This window comes from Candidatus Binatia bacterium (assembly GCA_029248525.1).
Taxonomy (GTDB): Bacteria; Desulfobacterota; Binatia; order UBA12015; family UBA12015; genus UBA12015.
Window position 1 is genome coordinate 136947 of record JAQWJE010000039.1, and the last position, 21040, is coordinate 157986.

The 21040-nt window shown below is 60.0% G+C and carries 23 protein-coding genes; 7 read left to right on the plus strand and 16 right to left on the minus strand.

The window, feature by feature from the left end; translation table 11 throughout:
* Positions 1-57: 57 nt before the first annotated feature.
* Positions 58-255, plus strand: coding sequence for a DNA-directed RNA polymerase subunit omega (gene rpoZ / locus P8K07_08735; GenBank protein MDG1958609.1), 198 nt, complete (start codon positions 58-60; stop codon positions 253-255).
* Between the two features lie 197 nt (positions 256-452).
* On the plus strand, positions 453-1370 hold the full coding sequence (locus P8K07_08740; GenBank protein ID MDG1958610.1) for an RNA polymerase factor sigma-32: 918 nt from the start codon (positions 453-455) through the stop codon (positions 1368-1370).
* A gap of 42 nt (positions 1371-1412) precedes the next feature.
* Here the strand turns inward: P8K07_08740 and P8K07_08745 are convergent, their stop codons facing one another.
* From P8K07_08745 to P8K07_08755, 3 genes are read right to left on the minus strand one after another with little or no spacing between them, the layout of a single operon-like run.
* The gene (locus tag P8K07_08745) at positions 1413-2096 is read right to left on the minus strand and encodes an MBL fold metallo-hydrolase (protein MDG1958611.1); all 684 of its coding nucleotides are present in this window, start codon (positions 2094-2096) and stop codon (positions 1413-1415) included.
* Positions 2089-2718 carry a cob(I)yrinic acid a,c-diamide adenosyltransferase gene (locus P8K07_08750; protein ID MDG1958612.1) on the minus strand — a complete coding sequence of 210 codons (630 nt, stop codon included), beginning with the start codon at positions 2716-2718 and terminating at the stop codon, positions 2089-2091. Before P8K07_08750 ends, P8K07_08745 begins: the two co-directional genes overlap by 8 nt.
* 20 nt (positions 2719-2738) lie before the next feature.
* Positions 2739-3842 carry a response regulator gene (locus P8K07_08755; GenBank protein ID MDG1958613.1) on the minus strand — a complete coding sequence of 368 codons (1104 nt, stop codon included), beginning with the start codon at positions 3840-3842 and terminating at the stop codon, positions 2739-2741.
* 41 nt (positions 3843-3883) lie between these two features.
* Here P8K07_08755 and P8K07_08760 point away from each other — a divergent pair, with 41 nt between their 5' ends.
* Positions 3884-4306, plus strand: a complete 423-nt coding sequence (locus P8K07_08760) for a hypothetical protein (protein MDG1958614.1) — start codon at positions 3884-3886, stop codon at positions 4304-4306.
* A gap of 21 nt (positions 4307-4327) precedes the next feature.
* Here P8K07_08760 and folK read toward each other — a convergent pair whose 3' ends face one another.
* The 4 genes from folK to dapF all read right to left on the minus strand — a co-directional run bounded on the left by folK (position 4328) and on the right by dapF (position 7521).
* Positions 4328-4825, minus strand: a complete 498-nt coding sequence (folK, locus tag P8K07_08765) for a 2-amino-4-hydroxy-6-hydroxymethyldihydropteridine diphosphokinase (protein MDG1958615.1) — start codon at positions 4823-4825, stop codon at positions 4328-4330.
* A 130-nt stretch (positions 4826-4955) separates the two neighbouring features.
* Positions 4956-5771 (minus strand): 4-hydroxy-tetrahydrodipicolinate reductase, encoded by an 816-nt coding sequence (gene dapB / locus P8K07_08770; GenBank protein ID MDG1958616.1) that lies wholly within the window; start codon positions 5769-5771, stop codon positions 4956-4958.
* Positions 5768-6676 (minus strand): 4-hydroxy-tetrahydrodipicolinate synthase, encoded by a 909-nt coding sequence (gene dapA, locus P8K07_08775; protein ID MDG1958617.1) that lies wholly within the window; start codon positions 6674-6676, stop codon positions 5768-5770. The genes dapB and dapA overlap by 4 nt, the downstream gene beginning before the upstream one ends.
* The gene (gene dapF, locus P8K07_08780) at positions 6673-7521 is read right to left on the minus strand and encodes a diaminopimelate epimerase (protein ID MDG1958618.1); all 849 of its coding nucleotides are present in this window, start codon (positions 7519-7521) and stop codon (positions 6673-6675) included. Before dapF ends, dapA begins: the two co-directional genes overlap by 4 nt.
* Positions 7522-7649: 128 nt before the next feature.
* On the opposite strand from dapF, the gene P8K07_08785 reads away from it, so the two are divergent.
* A complete protein-coding gene (locus P8K07_08785; protein MDG1958619.1) occupies positions 7650-8933 on the plus strand; it encodes a diaminopimelate decarboxylase in 1284 nt (427 codons plus the stop codon).
* A 15-nt stretch (positions 8934-8948) separates the two neighbouring features.
* Here P8K07_08785 and P8K07_08790 read toward each other — a convergent pair whose 3' ends face one another.
* From P8K07_08790 to P8K07_08830, 9 genes are all read right to left on the minus strand, one after another.
* Entirely contained in the window at positions 8949-9416 is a 468-nt protein-coding gene (locus P8K07_08790; protein MDG1958620.1) for a hypothetical protein, read from the minus strand.
* Entirely contained in the window at positions 9413-10819 is a 1407-nt protein-coding gene (argH, locus tag P8K07_08795) for an argininosuccinate lyase (GenBank protein MDG1958621.1), read from the minus strand. Before argH ends, P8K07_08790 begins: the two co-directional genes overlap by 4 nt.
* Positions 10816-12027, minus strand: a complete 1212-nt coding sequence (locus tag P8K07_08800) for an argininosuccinate synthase (GenBank protein MDG1958622.1) — start codon at positions 12025-12027, stop codon at positions 10816-10818. Before P8K07_08800 ends, argH begins: the two co-directional genes overlap by 4 nt.
* A gap of 12 nt (positions 12028-12039) precedes the next feature.
* Positions 12040-12969 carry an ornithine carbamoyltransferase gene (gene argF, locus P8K07_08805; GenBank protein MDG1958623.1) on the minus strand — a complete coding sequence of 310 codons (930 nt, stop codon included), beginning with the start codon at positions 12967-12969 and terminating at the stop codon, positions 12040-12042.
* Positions 12966-14183: an aspartate aminotransferase family protein gene (locus tag P8K07_08810; protein ID MDG1958624.1), complete on the minus strand. Its 1218-nt coding sequence runs from the start codon at positions 14181-14183 to the stop codon at positions 12966-12968. Before P8K07_08810 ends, argF begins: the two co-directional genes overlap by 4 nt.
* The gene (gene argB / locus P8K07_08815; protein ID MDG1958625.1) at positions 14180-15061 is read right to left on the minus strand and encodes an acetylglutamate kinase; all 882 of its coding nucleotides are present in this window, start codon (positions 15059-15061) and stop codon (positions 14180-14182) included. Before argB ends, P8K07_08810 begins: the two co-directional genes overlap by 4 nt.
* Positions 15062-15161: 100 nt before the next feature.
* Complete coding sequence (gene hslU / locus P8K07_08820; protein ID MDG1958626.1) at positions 15162-16484, minus strand: ATP-dependent protease ATPase subunit HslU; 1323 nt, start codon at positions 16482-16484, stop codon at positions 15162-15164.
* Positions 16485-16552: 68 nt separating this feature from the next.
* A complete protein-coding gene (gene hslV, locus P8K07_08825; protein MDG1958627.1) occupies positions 16553-17113 on the minus strand; it encodes an ATP-dependent protease subunit HslV in 561 nt (186 codons plus the stop codon).
* Between the two features lie 60 nt (positions 17114-17173).
* On the minus strand, positions 17174-18079 hold the full coding sequence (locus tag P8K07_08830; GenBank protein ID MDG1958628.1) for a tyrosine-type recombinase/integrase: 906 nt from the start codon (positions 18077-18079) through the stop codon (positions 17174-17176).
* Between the two features lie 44 nt (positions 18080-18123).
* Between P8K07_08830 and P8K07_08835 the strand changes: the two genes are divergently transcribed.
* From P8K07_08835 to P8K07_08845, 3 genes are read left to right on the plus strand one after another with little or no spacing between them, the layout of a single operon-like run.
* Complete coding sequence (locus P8K07_08835; GenBank protein MDG1958629.1) at positions 18124-18543, plus strand: hypothetical protein; 420 nt, start codon at positions 18124-18126, stop codon at positions 18541-18543.
* Positions 18540-20723: an AsmA-like C-terminal region-containing protein gene (locus P8K07_08840; GenBank protein ID MDG1958630.1), complete on the plus strand. Its 2184-nt coding sequence runs from the start codon at positions 18540-18542 to the stop codon at positions 20721-20723. Before P8K07_08835 ends, P8K07_08840 begins: the two co-directional genes overlap by 4 nt.
* On the plus strand, positions 20720-21040 hold the full coding sequence (locus P8K07_08845) for a DUF4911 domain-containing protein (protein MDG1958631.1): 321 nt from the start codon (positions 20720-20722) through the stop codon (positions 21038-21040). Before P8K07_08840 ends, P8K07_08845 begins: the two co-directional genes overlap by 4 nt.

The following is a 21040-nucleotide window of genomic DNA, read 5'->3' on the forward strand; positions in this document are numbered from 1 at the left end:
ATTTCAGGGGGCTTTTTCTCTTTGCCGGGGCACTCGCGGTTCGTTAAGGTCTCCAATATGGCACGAGTTACCGTTGAAGATTGTCTTGAAAAGGTCCCTAGTCGTTTTGAGTTGGTCACTCTGGCGGCCCGAAGGGCAAAGCAGTTGCTCAAGGGTTCGCGTCCGCTGATCGATTCTTCGAACAAGGAAGTCGTCAGCGCACTTCGTGAGATCGCCGCGGGTAAGGTAACCGCGGTGCGATCCGACGAGGACTGATCAGGGTCTCGTTTCTGAAACCTCGCAACAAGCAATCCACACCGGAGAAGACCCCGGTCCTGGAAGCCGAGATTCTTTCTCCCGAACCGGGGGAGAGCAAGGAGGTACCGCTCTCGACGGATGATGTCGAGGAAGCGATCCTTGTCTCGGAGGAGGAAGCAGGCTTTCCGAATCCGACAGATGATCTCGTCGAGGTCGTGACTCCCGAGCCCTCCACGGGTGGAGGGGGCGGGTCGGAAGGGTTGGTACCCGCCGATCCCCTCCAGCAATATCTCGCCGAAGTGCGGCGCCATCCGCTTCTGGATGCGGACGAGGAACATGCCCTGGCGGTTCTCTGGCAGGAGGACGGCGATCGAGAAGCGGCCCGACAATTGGTGACTGCCAATTTGCGGCTGGTCGTCTCCATCGCGCGTCGCTATGAGCGAGCCTTCAGAAACCTTCTCGATCTGGTGCAGGAAGGGAATATCGGTCTGATGGAGGCCCTGAAGAATTTTGACCCGCACCGTGGCGTTCGTTTTCCGTCGTATGCCGTCTGGTGGATTCGCGCGTACGTGATTCGCTACGTGATGAATAATTGGCGCCAAGTGAAACTTGGGACTACGCAGGCTCAGCGAAAGCTGTTTTTTAACCTGCAGAAGGAGAAAGACCGCCTGGAGCGGGAAGGTTTCTCTCCTGACCCGAAGCTGATTGCTGACCGTCTTGCGGTCAAGCCATCGGAAGTCATCGAGATGGACCAGCGTCTATCGGGCCGCGATCTGTCCGTCGATACGCCGGTGGGCGAGGGCGGCGAGTCCACGATGCTGGACTTCCTCGGCACTGGCTCCGAGGACGCCGAATCCAGTTATGCTGACGCGCAAGCCCGCCATCTCATTGCCACGAAGATCCGCGAGTTTGGCGATGAGCTGACCGGCAAGGACCACGAAATTTTTCACGAACGCATGATCGCCGAGGATCCGATGACCCTTCGTGAGTTGGGCGAACGTTACGAGATCAGCCGTGAGCGAGTCCGGCAGCTTGAAGATCGGATTCGAAAGCGTCTCCGACTTTTTCTGGTCGAGGCGATCCCTGATATCGCTGATGTTGAAGTGCGGCAGTCCATCACCGAGAGCTCCTGACCTTCGCCCATCATCGCGACGAAGCGAGGCGGGCTTCAGGGCTCAATATCCCATGGCCGAGAGAAAGTCCTGCAGTTTACCAAAGCGCATATAGGGATTTGTGCGGACTTCCTGTCCAATGGTCGACGTCGTCTGGGGAGAATAGTTGTGGCCCGGAAAGAGCACGGTAGGCTCCGGAAGCTTCTTGAGTGTGTCCTGGAGCGAGCGGTATAGATCCTCCGGGTTGCTGCCGGGGAGATCGACCCGTCCGCAGGCGCCAATGAACAGGGTGTCTCCGGAGACTAAATGGCCGTCGACCAGAAAGCACTGGGATCCCGGGGTATGGCCCGGCGTATGCAGGAACTTGATTTCGATATCGCCGGCCATGCAGGTGTCGCCGCCTTCGGTGGCGACCATATCGGAGTCCGAGAGTTCGGCTACCTTGTGGGCATACGGGACCTCGCTCTTGTGCAGGTGGATCTTGACCGACTTTTTGGCGATCAGCTCGGCGGCACCGTCGATTTCCATCCCCATCATCGAACCTCCCATATGATCGGGATGAAAATGGGTGACCAGACCTGCGGTGATTTTCATGTCGTCGGCCTCGGCAATATTGCAGATGGCGTCGATATCCCACGCGGCATCAATCACGACGCACTCATGTTTCTCGCGGTCCCCCACAAGATAAGCAAAGTTTTGCATCGGGCCGATTTCAATTTGTTTCAGGTACAAGCGATCTTCAGGCATTGCCCTCTCCGTTATCCGATTTTCCGAGCCGCAGACCTTTTTCCCAAAGGATTTCGGGCGTCCCGGTGTGATGTGATATCCACCGCGCCAGAACGAAGAGGAGGTCCGAGAGTCGGTTCAGATACTTCAGAACCTCCGGGCTTGCGGTTTCTTCGCGGTGCAGTCGGAGGACGTCTCGCTCAGCCCGACGACAAACGGTTCGTGCAAGATGGAGACTGGCAGCGACGCGTCCACCAGCGGGCAGAATGAATGATTTCAGATCTTCAAGGTCCTCCTGACAACGATCGATGGTCTGTTCGAGTGCGAGAACTTCTGCCTCGCCGATCGTGATCATGCCCGGATACGTTTCCCCGGCCGGTGTGGCGAGTTCGCTTCCCAGGTCGAAGAGTTCGTTCTGCAGGCCCTCGAGGATGTCTCCGAGCTGGCGAGCCGCTTCGACGCCTTTCCCGACCGAGATTTCGTCGTTGGCGGCGCGGGCGACACCGAGGACGGAATTAAGTTCGTCGACCGTACCATAGGCTTCGACTCGGAGAGAATCCTTGTGTGTGCTGGCGCCCCCGACCAGTCGAGTCTCACCGGCGTCGCCGGTTCGGGTGTATACGCGATTGATCCGAATTGCCATTTTCTACCTTCCGAGGTCTTTCAGGACCTTCCGCACTGGTCTTTCACAATGCCTACCAGTTTGGCGGGTTCTACTGGTTTCTTGAACAAGACGCCCTCGAGACCTTCGAGTTTGGAGCGCTTGATGATGTGATCTCGATCATAGACGAAAGCCGTCATCAGCACGACAGGGGTCTCGGAGTGATTTTCCTGGACGTGAAGGAAAAGCTCATAGCCGTCGAGGCCGGGCATGACCACGTCGCTGAGGACGCAATCGAACTTCTTCTCCTCAAGGTGCTGACGCGCTTCGAGCCCATCGGCCGCCGTAACAACGTCGCAGCCTTCCAATTGCAGAATGGCGCGAACGGATTGGCAAACCGAAAGGTCATCGTCCGCAACGAGCACACGCAGGCCGCTGAGCGAACCTTCGGTGGCGGAATGTTTCGCATCGAGGGGTAAACGAGCAGGCCCGTCTTTGGTGACGGCGGGTCCGAGGTCCGTCATCCTGGCACCGTGCAGATATTCCACGGTCCCGTATTCGTCCGAGCCTGCCATTTCGGAGAGCCGGTTCACGATATTCTGAATCTTCGCCAGCGACGTCTCGATCGAGTCGATTCGTTCCTGCTCGATACAGGTGTCGTCTTCACCGGCGAGGCGGCGCACATCTTTCTCCAGCATCACCAGGTTGTTCAGGATCGCGGCGAGGGGATTGTTCATTTCGTGCGCGACCGTCACGGCGATCTCTCGAAGGGTATCGAGTTGGTCCTGCTTGTGGATCTCGCGGAGATCTTTGGCGAAGCCGATCGAACCCAATTCCCGACCGGCCGAGTCGAAGATCAAGGTTCCGGAAATAGCGACCTCGATTTCCTCGCCGGACCGGGCACGCAGGCGGGTCTGGAAATTGCGGACCTTCCCGGCAGCGTCCGTCGCCGGATCGCGCATGGCCTGCATCAGCTGCCGTGCTTCGTCGATCGATGGGTAGATCAACTTGACGGAATGACCTGCGACCTCCTCGGAGGTGTAGCCCAGAGAGGTTCGCGCACCTTCATTATAGAAGATGATCTCGCCGCGGCGATCGACACCGATAATGATGTCGGGGGAATCCTCGAGCAAGCGCTCGAAGTAGATCAGTGGTAGTGTCGGCATGGCAATTGTCGCCAAATCTCATGCTAGGAATTCGAAGGCATATGGTCAAGAAGCATAATCCGTTTGGCGTTCGGGGACTTTTGGTCCTTTCCCTTCTACTAGCCTCGAGCTGTTACTTGTTTCGTTATGAGGCCGTGATGGAAACGCACCTGACCCTGATGGAGCAATATAGCACTAAATTGCAATATATGGCGGATAACGGCTTGGAAGTTTCCGGCCCTGATTGGGTCGAATTCGAATACCCGGGCGAAAGAGCGGAAGAGTTTGTCCGGATCGTGAGCCCAAGCTTCGCTGACCAGGAATCGCTCTCTGCCTTCGCCCGCTCTCTCGAACTCTACCAGCTCCTCGTCGCGAGTCCGGAGATTCTACGAGGCGCGAACGCGCCCCAAAAGGTCGCTGATTTACGGGTGGCGCTTCTGGAAGCAATTCGTGTGAATCGGGAATTGCTGGCTCGCGAGAACTAGATCCCGGCCCCGAAGCCCTTGTCAGCGAGGGGGCAGGAGGGTCACTTTCTTGTCATCGAGGCTCGAGGCGAGGAGCTGGGAGATGGTTTGCCCGCTTTCCGGATGGCTCTGCTGGGGGGCGATCTCGGCCAGCGGCAAGAGTACGAATCTCCGCTGGGTCAAACGCGGGTGCGGCAGTTTGAGCTTGCGTCCATTGAGGACGACGTTGTCATAAAAAAGCAGGTCCAGGTCGATAATGCGGGAGCCGAACTTTTTCCCTTTCACGCGTCGGCGGCCCATTGCCGTCTCGATGGCCAGCATTTCCTTGAGGAGATCCTGCGGGCTCAGCTCCGTATCGACCTCGAAAGCAGCGTTATAGAACCAGGTCTTGGCATCGCCATGTGGTTCGCTTTCGTAGAGAGAGGAGTTGCGGATCAGGCGTGTGCCCTCCAATTCCCCTGTCTTTTCAGTTCCTTCGGCGATATTTGCTCGTCGGTCTCCGAGGTTGGATCCGACTCCAATAAGGGCTCGATGAGGCATACGGGTTCCTTGTCCACGCCACGATTGGTCATCGATTGCTCTGCGGTCGCAGCGGCCTTTTGCCGGCGATCGAGCAATCGACCCGAAGGCCAATTAGCGCACTGGCCGACCAAAGCCAAACCCGGGAGTCTCAGAGCTGCAGTCCGAGTACGTCCTGCATTCGGTAGGCGCCCGGGGCCTGGTCCGCCAGCCAATGGGCCGCGCGGAGCGCCCCCGAGGCAAAGGCATCACGGCTGCCGGCCTTATGGGTCAGCTCCAGGCGTTCGCCGGTGCCGAAAAAAAACACCGTATGGTCTCCCACGACGTCACCCCCGCGGAGCGCCATGACTCCGATCTCGTCAGATTTTCGCTCGCCGACCATCCCCTGGCGGCCGAAAACGCCCCATTCTTTCAAGTCTGCATCGCGTCCCCGGGTGGCCGCTTCCGCGAGGGTGAGAGCGGTTCCGGAAGGTGCGTCTTTTTTGAGGCGGTGATGGGTTTCCATCACTTCCATATCAAAGGACGGCCCCAGTTTGCGCGCAACCATCTCCACCACCTCCGTCAGAAGGGTGACGCCAACGCTCATATTGGTTGCCTGCAGGAGGGGTATCTTTTCTGCGATACGATCCAGTTCCTCCTGCTGTTCGGGATCGAACCCGGTCGTGCCCAGGACTACCGGGCACCCGGCTTCCGCGGCAACTCGCAGATGTTCGAGTGAAGGTTCGGGCCAGCTGAATTCGATGAGCACTCGAGGAGCAATCAGGGTGGATGCCGGATTCGCCTCGACGCACACGCCATTCGCAGTTGTTCCGGCCAGAGTTCCGGAGTCCTTGCCGAGTTGTTCATGGCCAGGGGCTTCCAGTGCCCCGGCGACAACCAGTTCCGGCATTGCCTCGGCGAGGCCTATGAGAGTCTTTCCCATGCGCCCGGTTGCGCCCGATACGACGATCGGCGTGGCTGCGCTCAAGGTGTCGCTCCGGCGCTGGCCACACCGGCTCTTTCCATCGCGGATAGCAGGATCGCTCGGGGCTCGGCGGACATGGTCAGCAGCGGCAGTCGCAGCTCATCCTCGCATAGCCCCAACATCGCGACCGCAGCCTTTACCGGAATCGGATTGGTTTCGAGGAACAGGGCTCGCATCAGAGGGAGCAGCCGATAATGAAGCGCGCTTGCCTCTGCTGTGCGGCCATCAAGGGCGAGTTCGGTGAGTTCTGCGATCTCGCGCGGTGCAACGTTTGCCGTGGTCGAGATCAGGCCGACAGCGCCCAGAGAAATCATCGGCAAGGTCAGCGGATCATCGCCTGAGAGCACGGCTAGTTTGTCACCGCAGGCGGCCACGACGTCCATGACCCGGTCCAACGATCCTGTAGCTTCCTTGACCGCTACGATATTATCGATGTCGGACAAACGCAGCAGCGTGCTGGTTTCAATCGTGGACCCGGTTCGGCCCGGGATATTATAGGTAATCAGAGGAATCTGGACGGCCTCGGCGACGGCGCGGTAATGCTCGTAGATCCCGTCCTGCGTCGGCTTGTTGTAATAGGGTGAAATGAGCAGGGCACCGTCGGCGCCGGCCGACTCGGCAGCCCGCGTCAAATCGATCGCTTCCGCGGTTGCGTTGGAGCCGGTTCCGGCGATGACAGAAACACGCCCGTCGGCCTTGGCGACGACGGCCTCGATGACCTGAGCATGCTCGTCATGGGTCAGCGTGGCGGACTCCCCCGTGGACCCACAGGGTACGATAGCCTTCTGTCCGGCGACAATCTGACGCTCGACCAGCACATCCAGTGCGGTGAAATCGACTTTGCCGTCCCGAAAGGGCGTGACAACCGCGACCATGGATCCAGTAAATGGACATTTCGTTTGACTCATAAGATTATCTTTCCGGAGTAAACCTCGGTCGCGCCACCCGTCATCAGGACGTGATTGTCCTCGGCGCGCCAATGGATGTCGAGTGAGCCGCCAAGCAGTTCGATGCGAACTTCCCGGCGAGATTTTTCGGTCAACACGGCTGCGACGGCAGCGGCGCAAGCGCCGGTACCACAAGCATGGGTTTCACCCGAGCCTCGTTCCCAAACTCTGAAACGAAGATTGCCAGTCGGTTCGTCACCGACGACTTCGACAAACTCGACGTTGATCCGGTTGGGAAACATCGGATGTGACTCCAGCACAGGCCCGAGTTCGTGAACCGGTGCGCTTGCGGTTGAGGGTACAAAAAGAATGCAATGGGGATTCCCCATCGACACGCAGGTGACCTCGTATTCGTGACCCTGGACCTCGAGCGGAGCTGCGACAAGCGGGCCGGCGGCGTCCATGGGGAGGTCTGCCGGGCGAAGCGAAGGCTCGCCCATATCGACAGTGACCATGTCGATTTCGTCAGCTCGAGGACCTGAGAGAGTCAGGTTTTTGATGCCTGCGTCGGTCTCGACCGTCAGTTGGCGGCTGTTCACCAAGCCGTGGTCGTAGCCGAACTTGCCGACGCAGCGGATCCCGTTTCCGCACATCTCGCCGCGGCTGCCGTCGGCGTTGTACATTTCCATTCGTAAATCGGCGGTCTCGGAGGGCGCGATCAAAATCAATCCGTCCGAGCCAATCCCTGTATGTCGCGGAGCCACGGCACGCGCGACCGCTGCGGGATCAGCGAGCCGGGTCTCGAAGGCGTTGACGTAGACGTAGTCGTTGCCGATCCCGTGCATTTTCGTGAAATTGAGTTCCATCGCAGTTGCTCCGGGCCCATATCTAGCACATGGCGCGGGCAGGAACACTCTGCGCGACGGTCGGTTTCCTACGATTGTAGGACCACAGGTACTTGAAGAGACGCTTCGCCGGGCGCTAGGATTATTCCATGGGCGATAATCGATTTACCGAAATGGACCTTCTGGAGAGAATCACGGAGCAGGTGGGGACGCCTTTTTTCCTCTATGATGCGGAAATTCTCCGAGATCGGATTCGACGGATCGTGGATCTCACGGCCAGTGAGGGTCTGCAGGCGCGTTATGCAATGAAAGCATTGTCGGTAGCCCCAGTTCTTCAGGAAATGCAGAAAGCCGGGCTCTGGATCGATGCAGTCTCGGGAAACGAAGTGCTTCGGGCCAAGGCCAGCGGCTATCCCATGGGAGCCCAGCCGCCTGAGGTTCTGCTGACCGCCGATGCCTTTCGTGACAACGCTCTGGAAGTCCTTCATGCCGAGGGTGTGCTTCCGAATCTGGGCTCACCAGGCCAACTGCACGAGTTGATCCAAGGTGGCTACAAGGGGTCCGCCGGAATTCGAGTCAATCCCGGCTTCGGGCACGGGCACGTTCAGTCGTGCGATACCGGAGGGCCCAGTTCGAAGCATGGGGTCTGGCCCGACGAACTGGCAGGCTTGGCACGTGCGGCCGAGGGAACCGATGTTTCTCTGGTTCTGCTCCATGCGCACGTCGGCAGTGGCCCGCAGATTGAGGAACTCGAGGGAAATCTTGAAAAACTTAGCGGCTTCTTCGCTGAAATGTTGGGCCTCTTTCCGGACCTCGAAGCAGTCAATCTCGGCGGGGGGTTCCCCCACGATTATCGTAACGAAGGGTCGATTGCCGACCTGTCCGGATTGGGACGGATTCTCAGGGCCGCTCGCGAACGCTTCTGCGAGATCGCAGGACGGCCTGTGCGCGTGGAGGTGGAGCCCGGCCGTTTCCTGGCAGCAGCCTGCGGGGCTCTGGTCTCGCGGGTGACGGATCGGAAGCAGACCCTTGATAACGACAAGGGCAAGGGGCACGATTTCCTGATGGTTGATGCGGGATTTTGTGATCTCGTGAGACCGGCAATGTACGGCGCCTACCATCGTATTTCTGTGGTGGGCCGCGATCTGGGCGCGCCGACTCCTCTCGCTGTCGCCGGGCCCTTATGTGAATCGGGAGATCTCTTTACTCGAGATGCGGACGAATTGGTGGAAACGCGGATGCTACCGGCTCCAAATCGGGGCGATTTTCTGGTGCTCCATGATGCCGGTGCCTACGGGGCCTCGATGTCCTCGAACTATAATTCACTCGGGAAGGCTCCTCAGGTCTGGCTCGGCGATTCGGGGCCGATTCTGGCGCAACGTCGCGAGACCCTCGCGGATATTCTCGCGCTGGAATGCAATCGTCCCCTCTAGGGGACGAGGCCGATTTCAAGGGTTGGTGTCGGCGGATGGAGGGGGCTGACGCAGGATCGGCTCCGTGCTTACGGGTTGGCTTCGATACCCGTCCCAGGTCTCCGCGATTACCTCGTAGGTGCAGGTGTCGCCCTCAGTCGGTTGGCTGTCGGTGATTTCTGTCCATTTCGCTTTGCGCATGGTGCCGCGATCGATCACCGGATAGCGAGCGATTCGGGTCCGGGGCAGCGCCGGTGGGCATGTTCGCCAAAGTTCCAGATACCCGAGGTCGCGCATATCCATGCCATCCACGGTCTCGGTCGGCCGTCGAAATCGCACCTGCAGACCCTCTGCGGCGTTCATTACGGATAGTTCGGCGGGTGGTTTGGGTGTGACGAACTCCGGAGGACGGATCGGCCCGACGCGCCCACAACTGGAGCCGCCGATCAGAATTAGCAGGCCGAGCGTGCGCATGCCCCTGACATCGAATCGAGACATCTTCATCGACTTTTCGAGCCGGCAAGGCCGTCGGCCTCCAGCTCTGCGAGACGCCGTTCGATATTCGATCGAGCCGTGCCTCCCGTGAGCTTGCGCCGTGCGAGTGCACTTTCGACTCGTAGTCGCTTCCGCGCGGGGGCTCCGAGGAGAGGTGAGAAGCCTGCCAGATCGGCTGCGCTCAGGCTCTCGAGGGTGCGATTCTCGAGCACGCAAAAACCGACGATTCGACCGACGACTTCGTGAGCTTCGCGGAAGGGCTGGCCTTTCTCCACCAGGTAATCGGCGAGTTCTGTCGCGAGCGAAAACCCACCCGCAGCTTGCGCCATACGCGCGTCATTTGTGCGCAATCGGGGGAGCATCCGCGCCAGCACGTTGAGCGCGGGTCTGAGCAGGTCTGCGGTGTCGAAGACTGGCGGTTTGTCTTCCTGTAAATCGCGGTTGTAGGCGAGGGGCAGTCCCTTGAGAGTGACCAGTAGAGATTGCAGCGATCCGATAACGCGTCCGGTTCGGCCCCGAATCAACTCGGCGACATCCGGGTTTTTTTTCTGCGGCATCATGGAGCTTCCGGTGGCGAACGCGTCGGGAAGGCCGATGAAACCGAACTCTTCTGACGACCAGAGCACTAGCTCCTCGCTCAAGCGTGAAAGATGAATCGCGATCAGGGATGCTGTCGCCAGATACTCCGCGGCAAAGTCGCGATCAGACACTGCGTCCAGGGAGTTCCGTGATACGGAATCGAACCCCAATTCGCGCGCAACGGCTTCCCGGTTAATGGGAAATCCGGCACCGGCGAGTGCGCCGGCTCCAAGAGGGAGAATATTGGTTCGTCTGCGGCAGTCGTCGAGTCGCTCGCGATCGCGCAGGAGCATCTCGACGTAGGCGAGCCAATGGTGCGCGAGCAGGACTGGCTGCGCGCGCTGCAGGTGGGTGTAGCCTGGAATGACGACGTCAATATCGAGCTGTGCCCGACGCGTCAGCGAACGAATCAGCTGGTCGATCGAGTCTCGTGTCGCGTCGATTTCTTCGCGGAGCCAAAGGCGAAAATCTGTGGCGACCTGATCATTGCGACTGCGGCCTGTATGCACCTTTCCGCCGACGGGGCCTACCAGTTCGGTGAGCCGGCGTTCGACCGCCATATGGACATCTTCGTCCGCAGGTTTTGCTCTGAATTTGCCGTCGCGAATTTCCTTTGCGACTTTTCGGAGCCCGGCCCGGAGAGTTCCCGCCTCGCGAGCGGTCAGGATCCGGCAGCGTTCGAGCGCATTCGTATGAGCGATGGAGCCTCGTATGTCCTGGTCTGCCATGCGCAGGTCGGATTCCAGGCTGACCGTGAAAGCTTCCACAAGAGGATCGGTGCCCTCCTCGAATCTTCCGGCCCAAGCCTTGCCCGGTTGCTTGCGTTTGGTCATTCGGGCTTCCATCCGCTGCGTGCACGGGTGCGAAGCCGCAGCCCTGCGAGCGAGATGAATCCTGTCGCGTCGGCCTGCCGGTACCCGCCCGCCTCATCGAAGCTGGCGATGTCCGGGTCGTAGAGAGACCGTGGTGCCTTGCGACCGACTGTCGATACCTGCCCTTTGTAGAGCTTCATTCGGGCCGTTCCATTCACAGGCTTCTGGCACTCGTCCATGGCCGCCTGAAGCATTTCGCGTTCGGGAGCGAACCAGAAACCGTCGTAGATCATACTGGCATAGCGAGGGACCAGTGAGTCTCGCAGGTGCATGGCTTCACGGTCGAGCGTCAGTGATTCGACAGCCTTGTGTGCGGCCACGAGAATCGTACCGCCCGGCGTTTCGTAGACACCCCGGCTCTTCATCCCGACATACCGGTTTTCCACGATATCGATCCGACCGACGCCATGGTCGCCACCCAGCTCGTTGAGTTTTCGGAGCAAGGCGGCCGGCGCAAGGCGTTCTCCATCGACAGCAACCGCGTCTCCGGACTCGAAATCGATCTCGACGTAGGCCGCTTGGTCGGGAGCTTCTTCCGGGTTGCGGGTCATGATGAACATATCCTCGTAGGGCTCCTGCCATGGGTCTTCGAGGACGCCGCCCTCGAAGCTGAGGTGCAGCAGGTTCCTGTCGCAGGAATATGGCTTTTCGCGACTCACCGGGATCGAGATCGAGCGTTCCTCGGCGTACCGAATCAGATCTTCTCGTCCCTCGAAGGACCAATCTCTCCAAGGGGCGATGATTTCCAGTTCGGGTGCCAGGGCCGCGAACGTGAGCTCGAAACGGACTTGATCGTTGCCCTTGCCCGTTGCCCCGTGGGCAACCGCCTGCGCACCGGTTTCTCGGGCGATTTCAGCGTGGCGTTTGGCGATGATGGGGCGGGCAATGGATGTGCCCAGCAGGTAGCCATCTTCGTAGCTGGCGTTGGCTCGCAGCATCGGGAAGACATAATCTGCCACAAATTCGTCGGTGAGGTCTTCGATGAAAACGTCGCACGCACCCGCGGCGACGGCTTTTTCGCGGACGGGATCGAGTTCTTCTCCCTGTCCGACATCGGCGCAATAGGCCACGACCTCTGCGCCGTACTCCTCGCGCAACCACCCGAGAATTACGGACGTATCGAGGCCTCCCGAGTAGGCAAGCACGATCTTATCGATTTTCTTTTTCATTAAATCCGTCTCTCAGCGGTCAGAGCCGCGGTTTTCGTCAAGCCAGCACATCACGGCTTTTTGCGCATGCAAGCGGTTCTCTGCCTGATCAAACACGACCGAGTTCGGTCCGTCGAGTACCTCGGCCGAGATCTCTTCTCCCCGATGGGCGGGTAGGCAATGCATGACCAACGCATCACGCTGTGCGCAAGCCATCAGTTTACGGTTGACCTGATATCCTTCGAAGGCCGCGCGCCGCAGTTGGGTTTCTTCCTCTTGCCCCATGCTCGTCCAGACATCGGTATATACCGCATCCACTCCTTCGCATGCTGCTAGTGGATCGTTGGTGACCTGGATTTTTCCTCCGGCTTGCTGTTCGGCGTGGGCCAGAATCTCGGAGGTGGGCTCGTAGCCGACCGGGCAGGCGAGACGAAAATCCAGATCGTATTTTGCCGCCAAGTTCAGCCAGGAGTTGACCACATTATTGCCGTCCCCGATAAAAGCGACCTTCAGACCGTCCAGATGACCGAAGCGTTCGATCAGAGTCTGGGCATCGGCGAGAACCTGACACGGGTGCAGGAGATCGGTCAGTCCGTTGATTACAGGTACGTCCGAGGCTTCGGCGAGTTCTTCGAGCACAGCATGGGAATAGGTTCGGGCCATGATCAGGTCGACCCATCGCGAAAGATTCCGCGCGATATCCCCAACGGTCTCCCGCGCACCGAGTTGGATATCCGCGGGGGCCAAATACACAGCGGTGCCACCAAGCTGCTGAATACCCGTTTCGAAGGTCACCCGGGTGCGGAGGCTCGGTTTCTCGAAAATCATTGCAAGCGTGCGACCAGCCAGAGTCGCATCATAGATGCCGTCACGGAGTCGGCCCTTGAGGTGGGCGGCTCGATTCAGCAGTCCCTCAATTTCGTCGCGGCTCAACTCGGCGAGCGAAACAAGATCTCTTTTCATGGGCGGAATACTCCTTCGAGAATGGCGAGCCCCTCGTCGATCTCGGCATCGGATACTGTCAGGGGTGGGGCAATACGCAGCACGCCGTTCCCCGTCACATTAATCAACAGTCCCTGCGCGAGCGCAGCTTGTGCGATTTCCCTTGCGGTGCCGGCGCTCTCGATTTCGACGCCGAGCATGAGTCCGGCTCCGCGCACCTCGACTGCGGTCTCGGGATGGTTGGCGGCAATTGTTTCCAGGCCCGCCCTCAGCCTTTGCCCGGCGGCGACCGCGCGGGGCAGCGTTTTTCCGTCGGTCAGCACGCCGAGGGTAGCGACGGCGGCGGCGTTGGTGACGCAATTACCACCGAACGTACTTCCGTGCGCACCGAGGTCGAAGGCCTCCGATGCGCGCGGTCCCGCGCAGATCGCGCCTGCAGGCATGCCGTTTGCGATGCCTTTTGCCAGTGCCATCACATCGGGGACGACGTCCGAATGCTCATAGGCGAAAAGACGCCCTGTGCGCCCGCAACCAGTTTGAACTTCATCGAAGATCAGCAGGAGGTCCTCGGAGTCGCAGAGGTCACGCAGGCCCTGTAAGTAGCCGGGGGGCGGTACGATGATGCCACCTTCACCCTGGATTGGCTCCACCAGGATAGCGGCCGTCCGCTTGGAGATTTGTGCCTGCATCGCCTCCAGATCGCCGAAGGGAGCATAGCGAAAGCCTTCGAGGTTCGGTTCGTATCCGACGCGGACTTTCTCCTGTCCCGTCGCAGCAATGGTTGCCATTGTCCGCCCGTGGAAGGAGCCAAGTGCGGTGATGATCTCATGTCGGCCGCCATTGGCGTTGCCGCGACGACGCGCCAATTTGATCGCTGCTTCGTTCGCTTCGGCACCGCTGTTGCAAAGGAAAACTCTCTCGCCGAAAGAGTGCTCGACGAGCATGAGGGCGAGCGAGGTTTGGGGCAGGCTGTGGTGCAGGTTCGAAATATGGACCAGCGTGGCCGCCTGGTGCTGGATGGCCTCGGTGACGGCAGGATGACAATGCCCCAGATTGGTGCACAGGATACTGGAGAAAAAATCCAGAACTCTTTGCCCGTCTGCCGTGATGAGTTGCGTGCCCTGACCTGAAACGAAAACGATTTCTTCGCGGCCATATACGGGGAGAAGGTTCATGCCGTTGTTTTCCACGACGTCTCGCGTGGTTGCCGGCACACCGTGCTCGATGCCGCTCAAGGCTCGGCTCCGTCGGTTGCCGGCAGATGTACGGCTGTTCCGACCCCCGAGTCAGTGAAAAGCTCGAGCAAAAGGGCGTGTTTGATTCGACCGTCGAGGATATGGACTTGCGAGACTCCGCCCCGCAAAGCCTGCAGGCAACAAGCGATCTTGGGCAGCATGCCGCCCTCGATCGTGCCATCCTCAATCAACTCAGCGGCCTGATCGGCATTCAGCGAGGTGATCAGCTGACGGTTTCGATCGAGGATACCCTCGACATCGGTCAGCAGCAGGAACTTCTCGGCGCCAAGCGCCTCGGCGATCCGCCCCGCAGCCGTATCGGCGTTGATGTTCAGGCTCTCCCCATCCTGGCTGCTGCCGACCGGCGCAATGACCGGGATGAAGTCATTTCCTTCCATCGCTCGGATCAATCCCGGATCGACTGCCGTGATCTCGCCCACCTGACCCAGATCTCCGGCCGCATGACGCAGTCGTTGCGCCTGCAAAAGGCCGCCGTCCTTGCCCGAGAAGCCGGCGGCTCGGCCGCCGGCTTGCTGGATATTGGTCACGATTCGAGCGTTGATTTCGCCAGCAAGAACCATCTCGACCACACGCATCGTGGGTGGGTCGGTCACGCGCATTCCTCCAACGAAGCGAGATTCGATCGCGAGTTCCTCCAACATCCGATTGATTTGCGGTCCGCCGCCATGCACCACGACAGGATGAATGCCCACGTATTTGAGGAGAACCAGATCCTCGGCGAAGGCCTGTTGGAGGTCGTCGGCAATCATCGCGTTGCCGCCGTATTTGATGACGATCGTCTTGCCTGCGAACCGCTTGATATAGGGAAGCGCTTCGAGCAGGATTTCGGCGTTTTGTATGATGGTGGCTTGGTCCACGACTCGGAATTACGGAAACCGCTGCGTAAACGCAACGAATTCGACTTGAGATCGATTATACGTCCGTCGAACGGGGCTTCTTGAGGCTTGGAAAATGCTCTCAGAGAATAAAGCGGGACAAGTCCTCATTCCCTAAAATTGGGTCCAATTCGCTGCGTACGAGTGCCTCGGTGACCTCGAATGCCTCACCACGCCGGTCAGGAGCTTCAAACATGAGTTTGTCGAGAAGCCTCTCAAGGATCGTATGGAGGCGTCGGGCGCCGATGTTTTCGGTCCTCTGGTTGACGTCGGCGGCAATCGCCGCCAGGGCCTGAATGGCCTCCGGGGCGAAACTCAGAGCGATCCCCTCTGTTGCCAGAAGTGCCTCATATTGCCGCGTGAGAGCATTCTGCGGCTCGGTGAGGATCCGAACGAAGTCTTCCTCGGTGAGAGCCTCAAGCTCGACTCTGATAGGGAAGCGGCCTTGAAACTCCGGGATCAAATCCGACGGTTTCGCGATATGAAAGGCTCCTGAGGCGATGAAGAGAATATGATCCGTGCGAACCGGGCCGTGCTTGGTCGTGACCGTCGAGCCTTCGACAATGGGGAGCAGGTCGCGCTGCACGCCCTCCCGTGAGACGTCGGCATTTCCTGCCTGCGCGCGACCGGCAATTTTATCGATCTCGTCAAGAAAGACGATCCCGGAGCTTTCGACGCGGCGGACGGCTTCGGTTTTTACGGTATCCGCGTCGACCAACCCGAGAGCTTCCTCCTGCTCCAGTAGCTCGAGGGCTTCGGGGATTCGCAGTTTTCGCGGCTTGGTCGTCTTTTTCCCGAAACTGCCAAACATCTCCTTGAGATTGAATCCAACCTCTTCCATGCCCTGTGGTGTCATGACTTCGATACTGGGGGTTGATTGCTCCGCGACTTCGATCTCGATCTCCCGGTCGTCGAGAACGCCCTCACGGAGTTGTCGCCGCAATTTGTCGCGGGTTGAGTTGCTGCCGGGATCGCCGGTAGACGAGAATCCGGCTGTTCCGGAGGGCAGCAGGGCATCAAGAACGCGCTCTTCGGCCGCTTCGCGTGCGCGCAGAGCCACCTTGGACCGCTCTTCGTCCCGGACCATGACAATGGCCAACTCGACCAGATCACGGATGAGCGATTCAACGTCTCGCCCCACGTAGCCGACTTCGGTGAATTTGGAGGCTTCGACTTTCAGGAATGGGGCTTGCGCGAGCTTTGCCAGGCGCCGGGATATCTCGGTTTTGCCGACGCCGGTTGGTCCGATCAGGATGATATTCTTTGGGGTGATTTCATCCCGCATTTCCTCGGGGACCTGCTGTCGACGCCATCGGTTGCGCAGCGCAATCGCCACAGAGCGCTTCGCGGCGTTCTGGCCAACGATATAACGATCGAGTTCGGATACGGTTTCCCTCGGGGTCATCGAGGGAACTGTCGGGTTTTCGCCGGCAGGGGTCGCGACGGGAATGGCCATGGATGAAGGTTCCGTGTTCATGAGGGTTCTCTTTTCAGCTCTTCGAAGATGAGTTGATTGTTGGTGTAGACGCAGATTTCGGACGCGATCGTCATCGCAGCCTCTGCCGCTGCTCGTGCATCAAGCGAGCTATGCTGAAGCAGGGCTCTTGCCGCGGCGAGCGCATAAACCCCGCCGCTTCCGGTAGCGATCGCCGATGCGCCGCCGGGCAACGGGTCGGGTTCGATCACGTCGCCTGTCCCGGAAACGAGGAGTGTATCTTCGGCGTCGGCGACGATGAGCATGGCTTCGAGCCTTCGCAAGGCGCGATCGGAACGCCAATCCTTGGCGAGTTCGACGGCGGCGCGCCGCAGTTGGCCGCGGTGTTCTTCGAGCTTTTGTTCGAAACGCTCGAAGAGGGTGAACGCGTCAGCGGACGCCCCCGCAAACCCCGCGAGAATCCGGCCGTCATACAGAGTCCGGACCTTCCGAGCACCGTGCTTCATGATAGTTTCCCCAAGGCTCACCTGGCCATCACCCGCGATGCAGGTGGAGTCGCCCTGACGGACGGCCAGAATTGTGGTGGCATGCGGTACGATTTTCGACGGATCCGTGTTCACGGCGATGCACTAATCACGGTCGCATGGGTTGTCTAGGCTTTATCGTGCTCTTGGATGACAATCGTCGTAGACGGCCCGCAACTTTCCGAGGCTGACATGGGTATATTTCTGGGTGGTTTCCAGGCTAGCGTGACCTAGAAGGTCCTGAATCGACCGGAGGTCGGCGCCGGAATCGAGCAGGTGGGTGGCGCAACTATGTCGCAGGGCATGAGGTGTGACATGGGGAAGGCCTGCCTGATCCAGAAAATTGGCGACAATGCGGCCCACGCTGCGCACGTGCAGGCGGGATCCCCGAAGATTTCGAAAGATGGCGGTGCCTCCGAGAGTGGAGCCGGATACACCCTGAGCAGCGCGGAGCGACTGCAGGGTCTCGACCGCGGCACGCGTGGTCGGGACGATCCGGTCCTTGCCGCCCTTGCCGCTGCGAATATGCAGGGTTCCACGGCGAGGGTCGAGATCGCGCCAGTCCAGGGCGACGCTCTCGCTGGCCCGGAGCCCGCTGCCATAAAGGACTTCGAGCAGCGCCAGATTCCGAAGATCGCGCAAGCCGTCTCCCGAGAGTTGGGGCCCGAATGCGGCCCCGAGCGTTGCTTCGGGCAGGGCGCGTGGCAAGGCTTTCGGATATTTCGGTACCTTGAGGGGTTCGGCCGGGTTTTTCTCGATTCTCCCCATGCGGCGAAGATAGGCGAAGAAACTCTTCAGCACGCTTACGGTACGCCCGATACTGCGCCGGCCGACCCGCTCGGCCCGATCAGCGAGGAAGCGTCTCAAATCATCCGTCTCGATGGTATCCCAGGGGTTATTGCTCGCGTGCCCGAGGTCTCGCTGCAGCCGGGAGATTTCGGTTCGATAGGCGCGGATCGTATGGTCCGAGCTGCGTCGTTCGGCACTTAAATGAAGGAGAAAAGCACTGATGCTCTCATCCTCTTCCTTCTCGACGTCCACCACCAACTATCCCCCTCGCAGCCTCTATGGTACCACTGGATCTGATGAGAGTTCCAGCGGGTTGGCGGATAGGAATCGTTGCGGTCGCGCTTGCGGGGGGGCTGCTCCCGGGCTGTGAGCCGCAGGATCCGGCGGAGGCGGCCGCCGGCCGCTTCGTCGACCGGTATTATGTGGAACTCGATCTGAAGGCGGCACGGCCTCATGCGACGGGTCTCGCGTTGGCAAAGCTGACTCGGGAAGCGGAGCTTCTGGCCGGAATCGATGCTCCCGCCAAGGCGGGAAAGCCGACGATTCACTACAAACTCGTCGAGGAAAGCGGGACCTCGGGTCCTGACCAACGCAGTTTCCTTTACGAGCTGACGATCCTTTTCGCCGACGCGCAGGTGACGCGGATGGCTCTGGTGACCCTGCAGCAAGACCCGGGTGGGGCGTGGCAGGTCGCGAACTTTGAGGAGCTTCGGTGAGACGTTCCCGACTGATCGGGTTACTTCTTGTTGTTCTGCTCAGCCCCGCGGTGGTGGCGGGGGCGGTGATGCTCCGAGCACATCGATTACTGGCAGACCCCGGCACTCTGGCCAAGGGTTTTTCTGTCGGCTTGGGACGTGGTTTGACCTTTGAGTCGATCGACGTTGCCCTCTGGCCCCCGGGGATCGTGATTCGGGGCGTGGAATTGGCCGATCGTTCGAACTACGGCACTGGCGAGTTGGCGCACGTCGACGCAATCTGGTTGCAGGCGGGGATCCCGGCACTCGTACGGGGGGCCGTCCGCATTGAAGAGGTTCTTCTCGAGAAACCGACTCTGCGAGTCGTGCTCGGACCGGAGGGATGGAACCTCGGGGCTGGTGAGCAGTATTTGGAGACCCCGGAGGCATTTGACGTGCGGCGCGTGACCGCGACCGGCTTGCGGCTGGTATACCGGGACAGGACGCGTCCCGGCGTCGCCGAATTCGAAGTGCGCAACGCTTCGTTGAATGCCGTTCGGGGTGATGTCGAAGAGGGTTGGTCGATCGATTTGGATGGGAGTACCGAGGGCATCGCGGGCCCCGAAGTCGTGCCAGGGTTCGTTCGGGTTCAGCTCCAGACACCGGCAGTCGACGAGGGATTGCTTCGGTTTGAGGGCTCGGTCGAGGGGCTGGGGGGGGATCGAGTCGGTGAGCTGGCCCAACTCCTCGGAGGGGATATGCCTTTCGGAAGTCAGCTCGTAGGGGCTCTGTCGGGGCGTGTGGAAGGGGCAGTCGGGGTTCGGGGAGATTCCTCCGAAACGAAGCTTGCTGTCGACCTGAACCTTGGTGAGGCCGAGCTGCGCACGCGTGACGGCTGGATCCTCAAGCCGAAAGGCCTGCCCGCGCAGGCACGACTGGAGGGATCCGCGGCGTCTGGCGGCCTCGAAATTGATGCATTTACCGGAAAGGCCGCTGATCTCGAGATTCGTGCCACGCGCTCTTCCGGCGGAGATCAACTCGACTTGAGTGGATCGGGTCTGGCGGGGCGTGATCTGGAGCGAGTGCTGCCGCTTCTCGCGAGTATTCGTCCGCGTGGCAAGCTGACTCTTGCTGGTGTGGTGCGAAGCGTGACGGACGGTCGACAGCTGAATCTGGAATTGGAAGGCGAAAGCCTTACCCTTTTGCCAGAGGAGGAACGCTGGACTCTGGGCAAATTTTCGCTTGCGCTGGGTCTGGATGCGAGCGGCGACTATGCGCTGGCAGTGCGGGTAGCCGAAATTGCCGGGCAAGAATTCGCTATGGACGGGTTGGGTTTCGGATATCTGGTTCGTGGTGATGGTATGCCACTGGTCGATTTGCATGCTTCGGGCTTGCGACGCGGAGGTGCCCGGGTCGACGACGTGTGGCTGCGGGGAAATATTCGAGAAGAGTCATTGGTGGCGGGGGAAATCCTTACGCGCGCCTTCGGCGGCCGGAGCTCCGGTAACGGTACCTTTTCCCGAGTGGACAATATTTGGGAGGGCGTTCTGGAATCTTCCTGGGAAAGTATGGATATCAACGGCCTCGAAGAGTTCTTCGGGGTCGCGCCCGGCGTGGACGGCGTGATCTCCGGAGCAGCGGAACTCCGTGCTTCCGGCGACGATCAGGCCAGCTTCTCCGCGAGTTTATCCGGTCCGGTGAGATTCGAAGTTGCTGACGCGAAGTTCCTCTCGCTGAATCCCGCCACATTGGCAGCTGATGCCGTTGGTCGTTTGCCCATTGTGGGCGGGCCGCTCAAGAGACGAGTCTCGAAGACGGGCAGGCAGATGGCAAATTCAGGCAGCGATCGGCTGGTATTGCAGGGCTCGGCCCGATGGGGGGAGCAAAATCTCGTTCTCGATCGTCTTCGCGTCACGGGCTCGCTCTACGACTTCTCCGGCGAGGGTTCGGTTTCTTCCGAGGGGGCCGTGGATCTTAGGGGCGATATCAACTTGCGGGGCCAGGTAGCGGAACAGATGCGTCAGGGTAACGCTCGCATACGCGCTGTGCTCGGAGCCTCGGGGCCGATGGTGCTTCCGGTGGTCCTCAGCGGAAACTACCCGGATTTGATCGCGCGCCCCGAGGAGAGTTTTCAGAGGGAACTTTCCCAGCGAGCACGCCGTGGTGGCCGTTCTCTGGGCAATGAGCTTAGGCAGCAGCTGCGCGAGGCCCTGGAGCCTTGATCGAGAGTGCGCTGCAGTTTTCCTGGACGCCACTGGTGGCCGCCGGGCTCTGGGGTACCGGGGTGTTCATGCGACGGTCAGAAATCGCATTTTTGAAACACGTGGTCGAATCCTACGAAGGCCTGGGCTTCACCCGAATGGTTGCCGCCGAGGAGGGCGGCGAGGATGCCGTCGTTGCGGTCCTGGCGACAGCCGACTTCATCGAGCCACTCGATGCCCTTCTCACCGCGCTGCAAAGCCAGGCCGGTTACCGCCTCACTCCGCGTGAGCTTCCGCGGGTTTGTCGCGAGCGATGGTTTCTGGCCGAGTGGGACTAG

Bases quoted from the DNA above. Each gene is read 5' to 3' on its own strand.
- folK (MDG1958615.1), bottom strand. From the start codon at position 4,825: ATGCCTCATCGAGCCCTTATTGGAGTCGGATCCAACCTCGGAGACCGA.
- P8K07_08800 (MDG1958622.1), bottom strand. From the start codon at position 12,027: ATGAAAAAGAAAATCGATAAGATCGTGCTTGCCTACTCGGGAGGCCTC.
- argF (MDG1958623.1), bottom strand. From the start codon at position 12,969: ATGAAAAGAGATCTTGTTTCGCTCGCCGAGTTGAGCCGCGACGAAATT.
- P8K07_08790 (MDG1958620.1), bottom strand. From the start codon at position 9,416: ATGAAGATGTCTCGATTCGATGTCAGGGGCATGCGCACGCTCGGCCTG.
- dapA (MDG1958617.1), bottom strand. From the start codon at position 6,676: ATGAGTCAAACGAAATGTCCATTTACTGGATCCATGGTCGCGGTTGTC.
- argH (MDG1958621.1), bottom strand. From the start codon at position 10,819: ATGACCAAACGCAAGCAACCGGGCAAGGCTTGGGCCGGAAGATTCGAG.
- P8K07_08755 (MDG1958613.1), bottom strand. From the start codon at position 3,842: ATGCCGACACTACCACTGATCTACTTCGAGCGCTTGCTCGAGGATTCC.
- rpoZ (MDG1958609.1), top strand. From the start codon at position 58: ATGGCACGAGTTACCGTTGAAGATTGTCTTGAAAAGGTCCCTAGTCGT.
- P8K07_08745 (MDG1958611.1), bottom strand. From the start codon at position 2,096: ATGCCTGAAGATCGCTTGTACCTGAAACAAATTGAAATCGGCCCGATG.
- P8K07_08760 (MDG1958614.1), top strand. From the start codon at position 3,884: ATGGTCAAGAAGCATAATCCGTTTGGCGTTCGGGGACTTTTGGTCCTT.
- hslU (MDG1958626.1), bottom strand. From the start codon at position 16,484: ATGACCCCGAGGGAAACCGTATCCGAACTCGATCGTTATATCGTTGGC.
- dapF (MDG1958618.1), bottom strand. From the start codon at position 7,521: ATGGAACTCAATTTCACGAAAATGCACGGGATCGGCAACGACTACGTC.
- P8K07_08835 (MDG1958629.1), top strand. From the start codon at position 18,124: ATGAGAGTTCCAGCGGGTTGGCGGATAGGAATCGTTGCGGTCGCGCTT.
- P8K07_08785 (MDG1958619.1), top strand. From the start codon at position 7,650: ATGGGCGATAATCGATTTACCGAAATGGACCTTCTGGAGAGAATCACG.
- P8K07_08750 (MDG1958612.1), bottom strand. From the start codon at position 2,718: ATGGCAATTCGGATCAATCGCGTATACACCCGAACCGGCGACGCCGGT.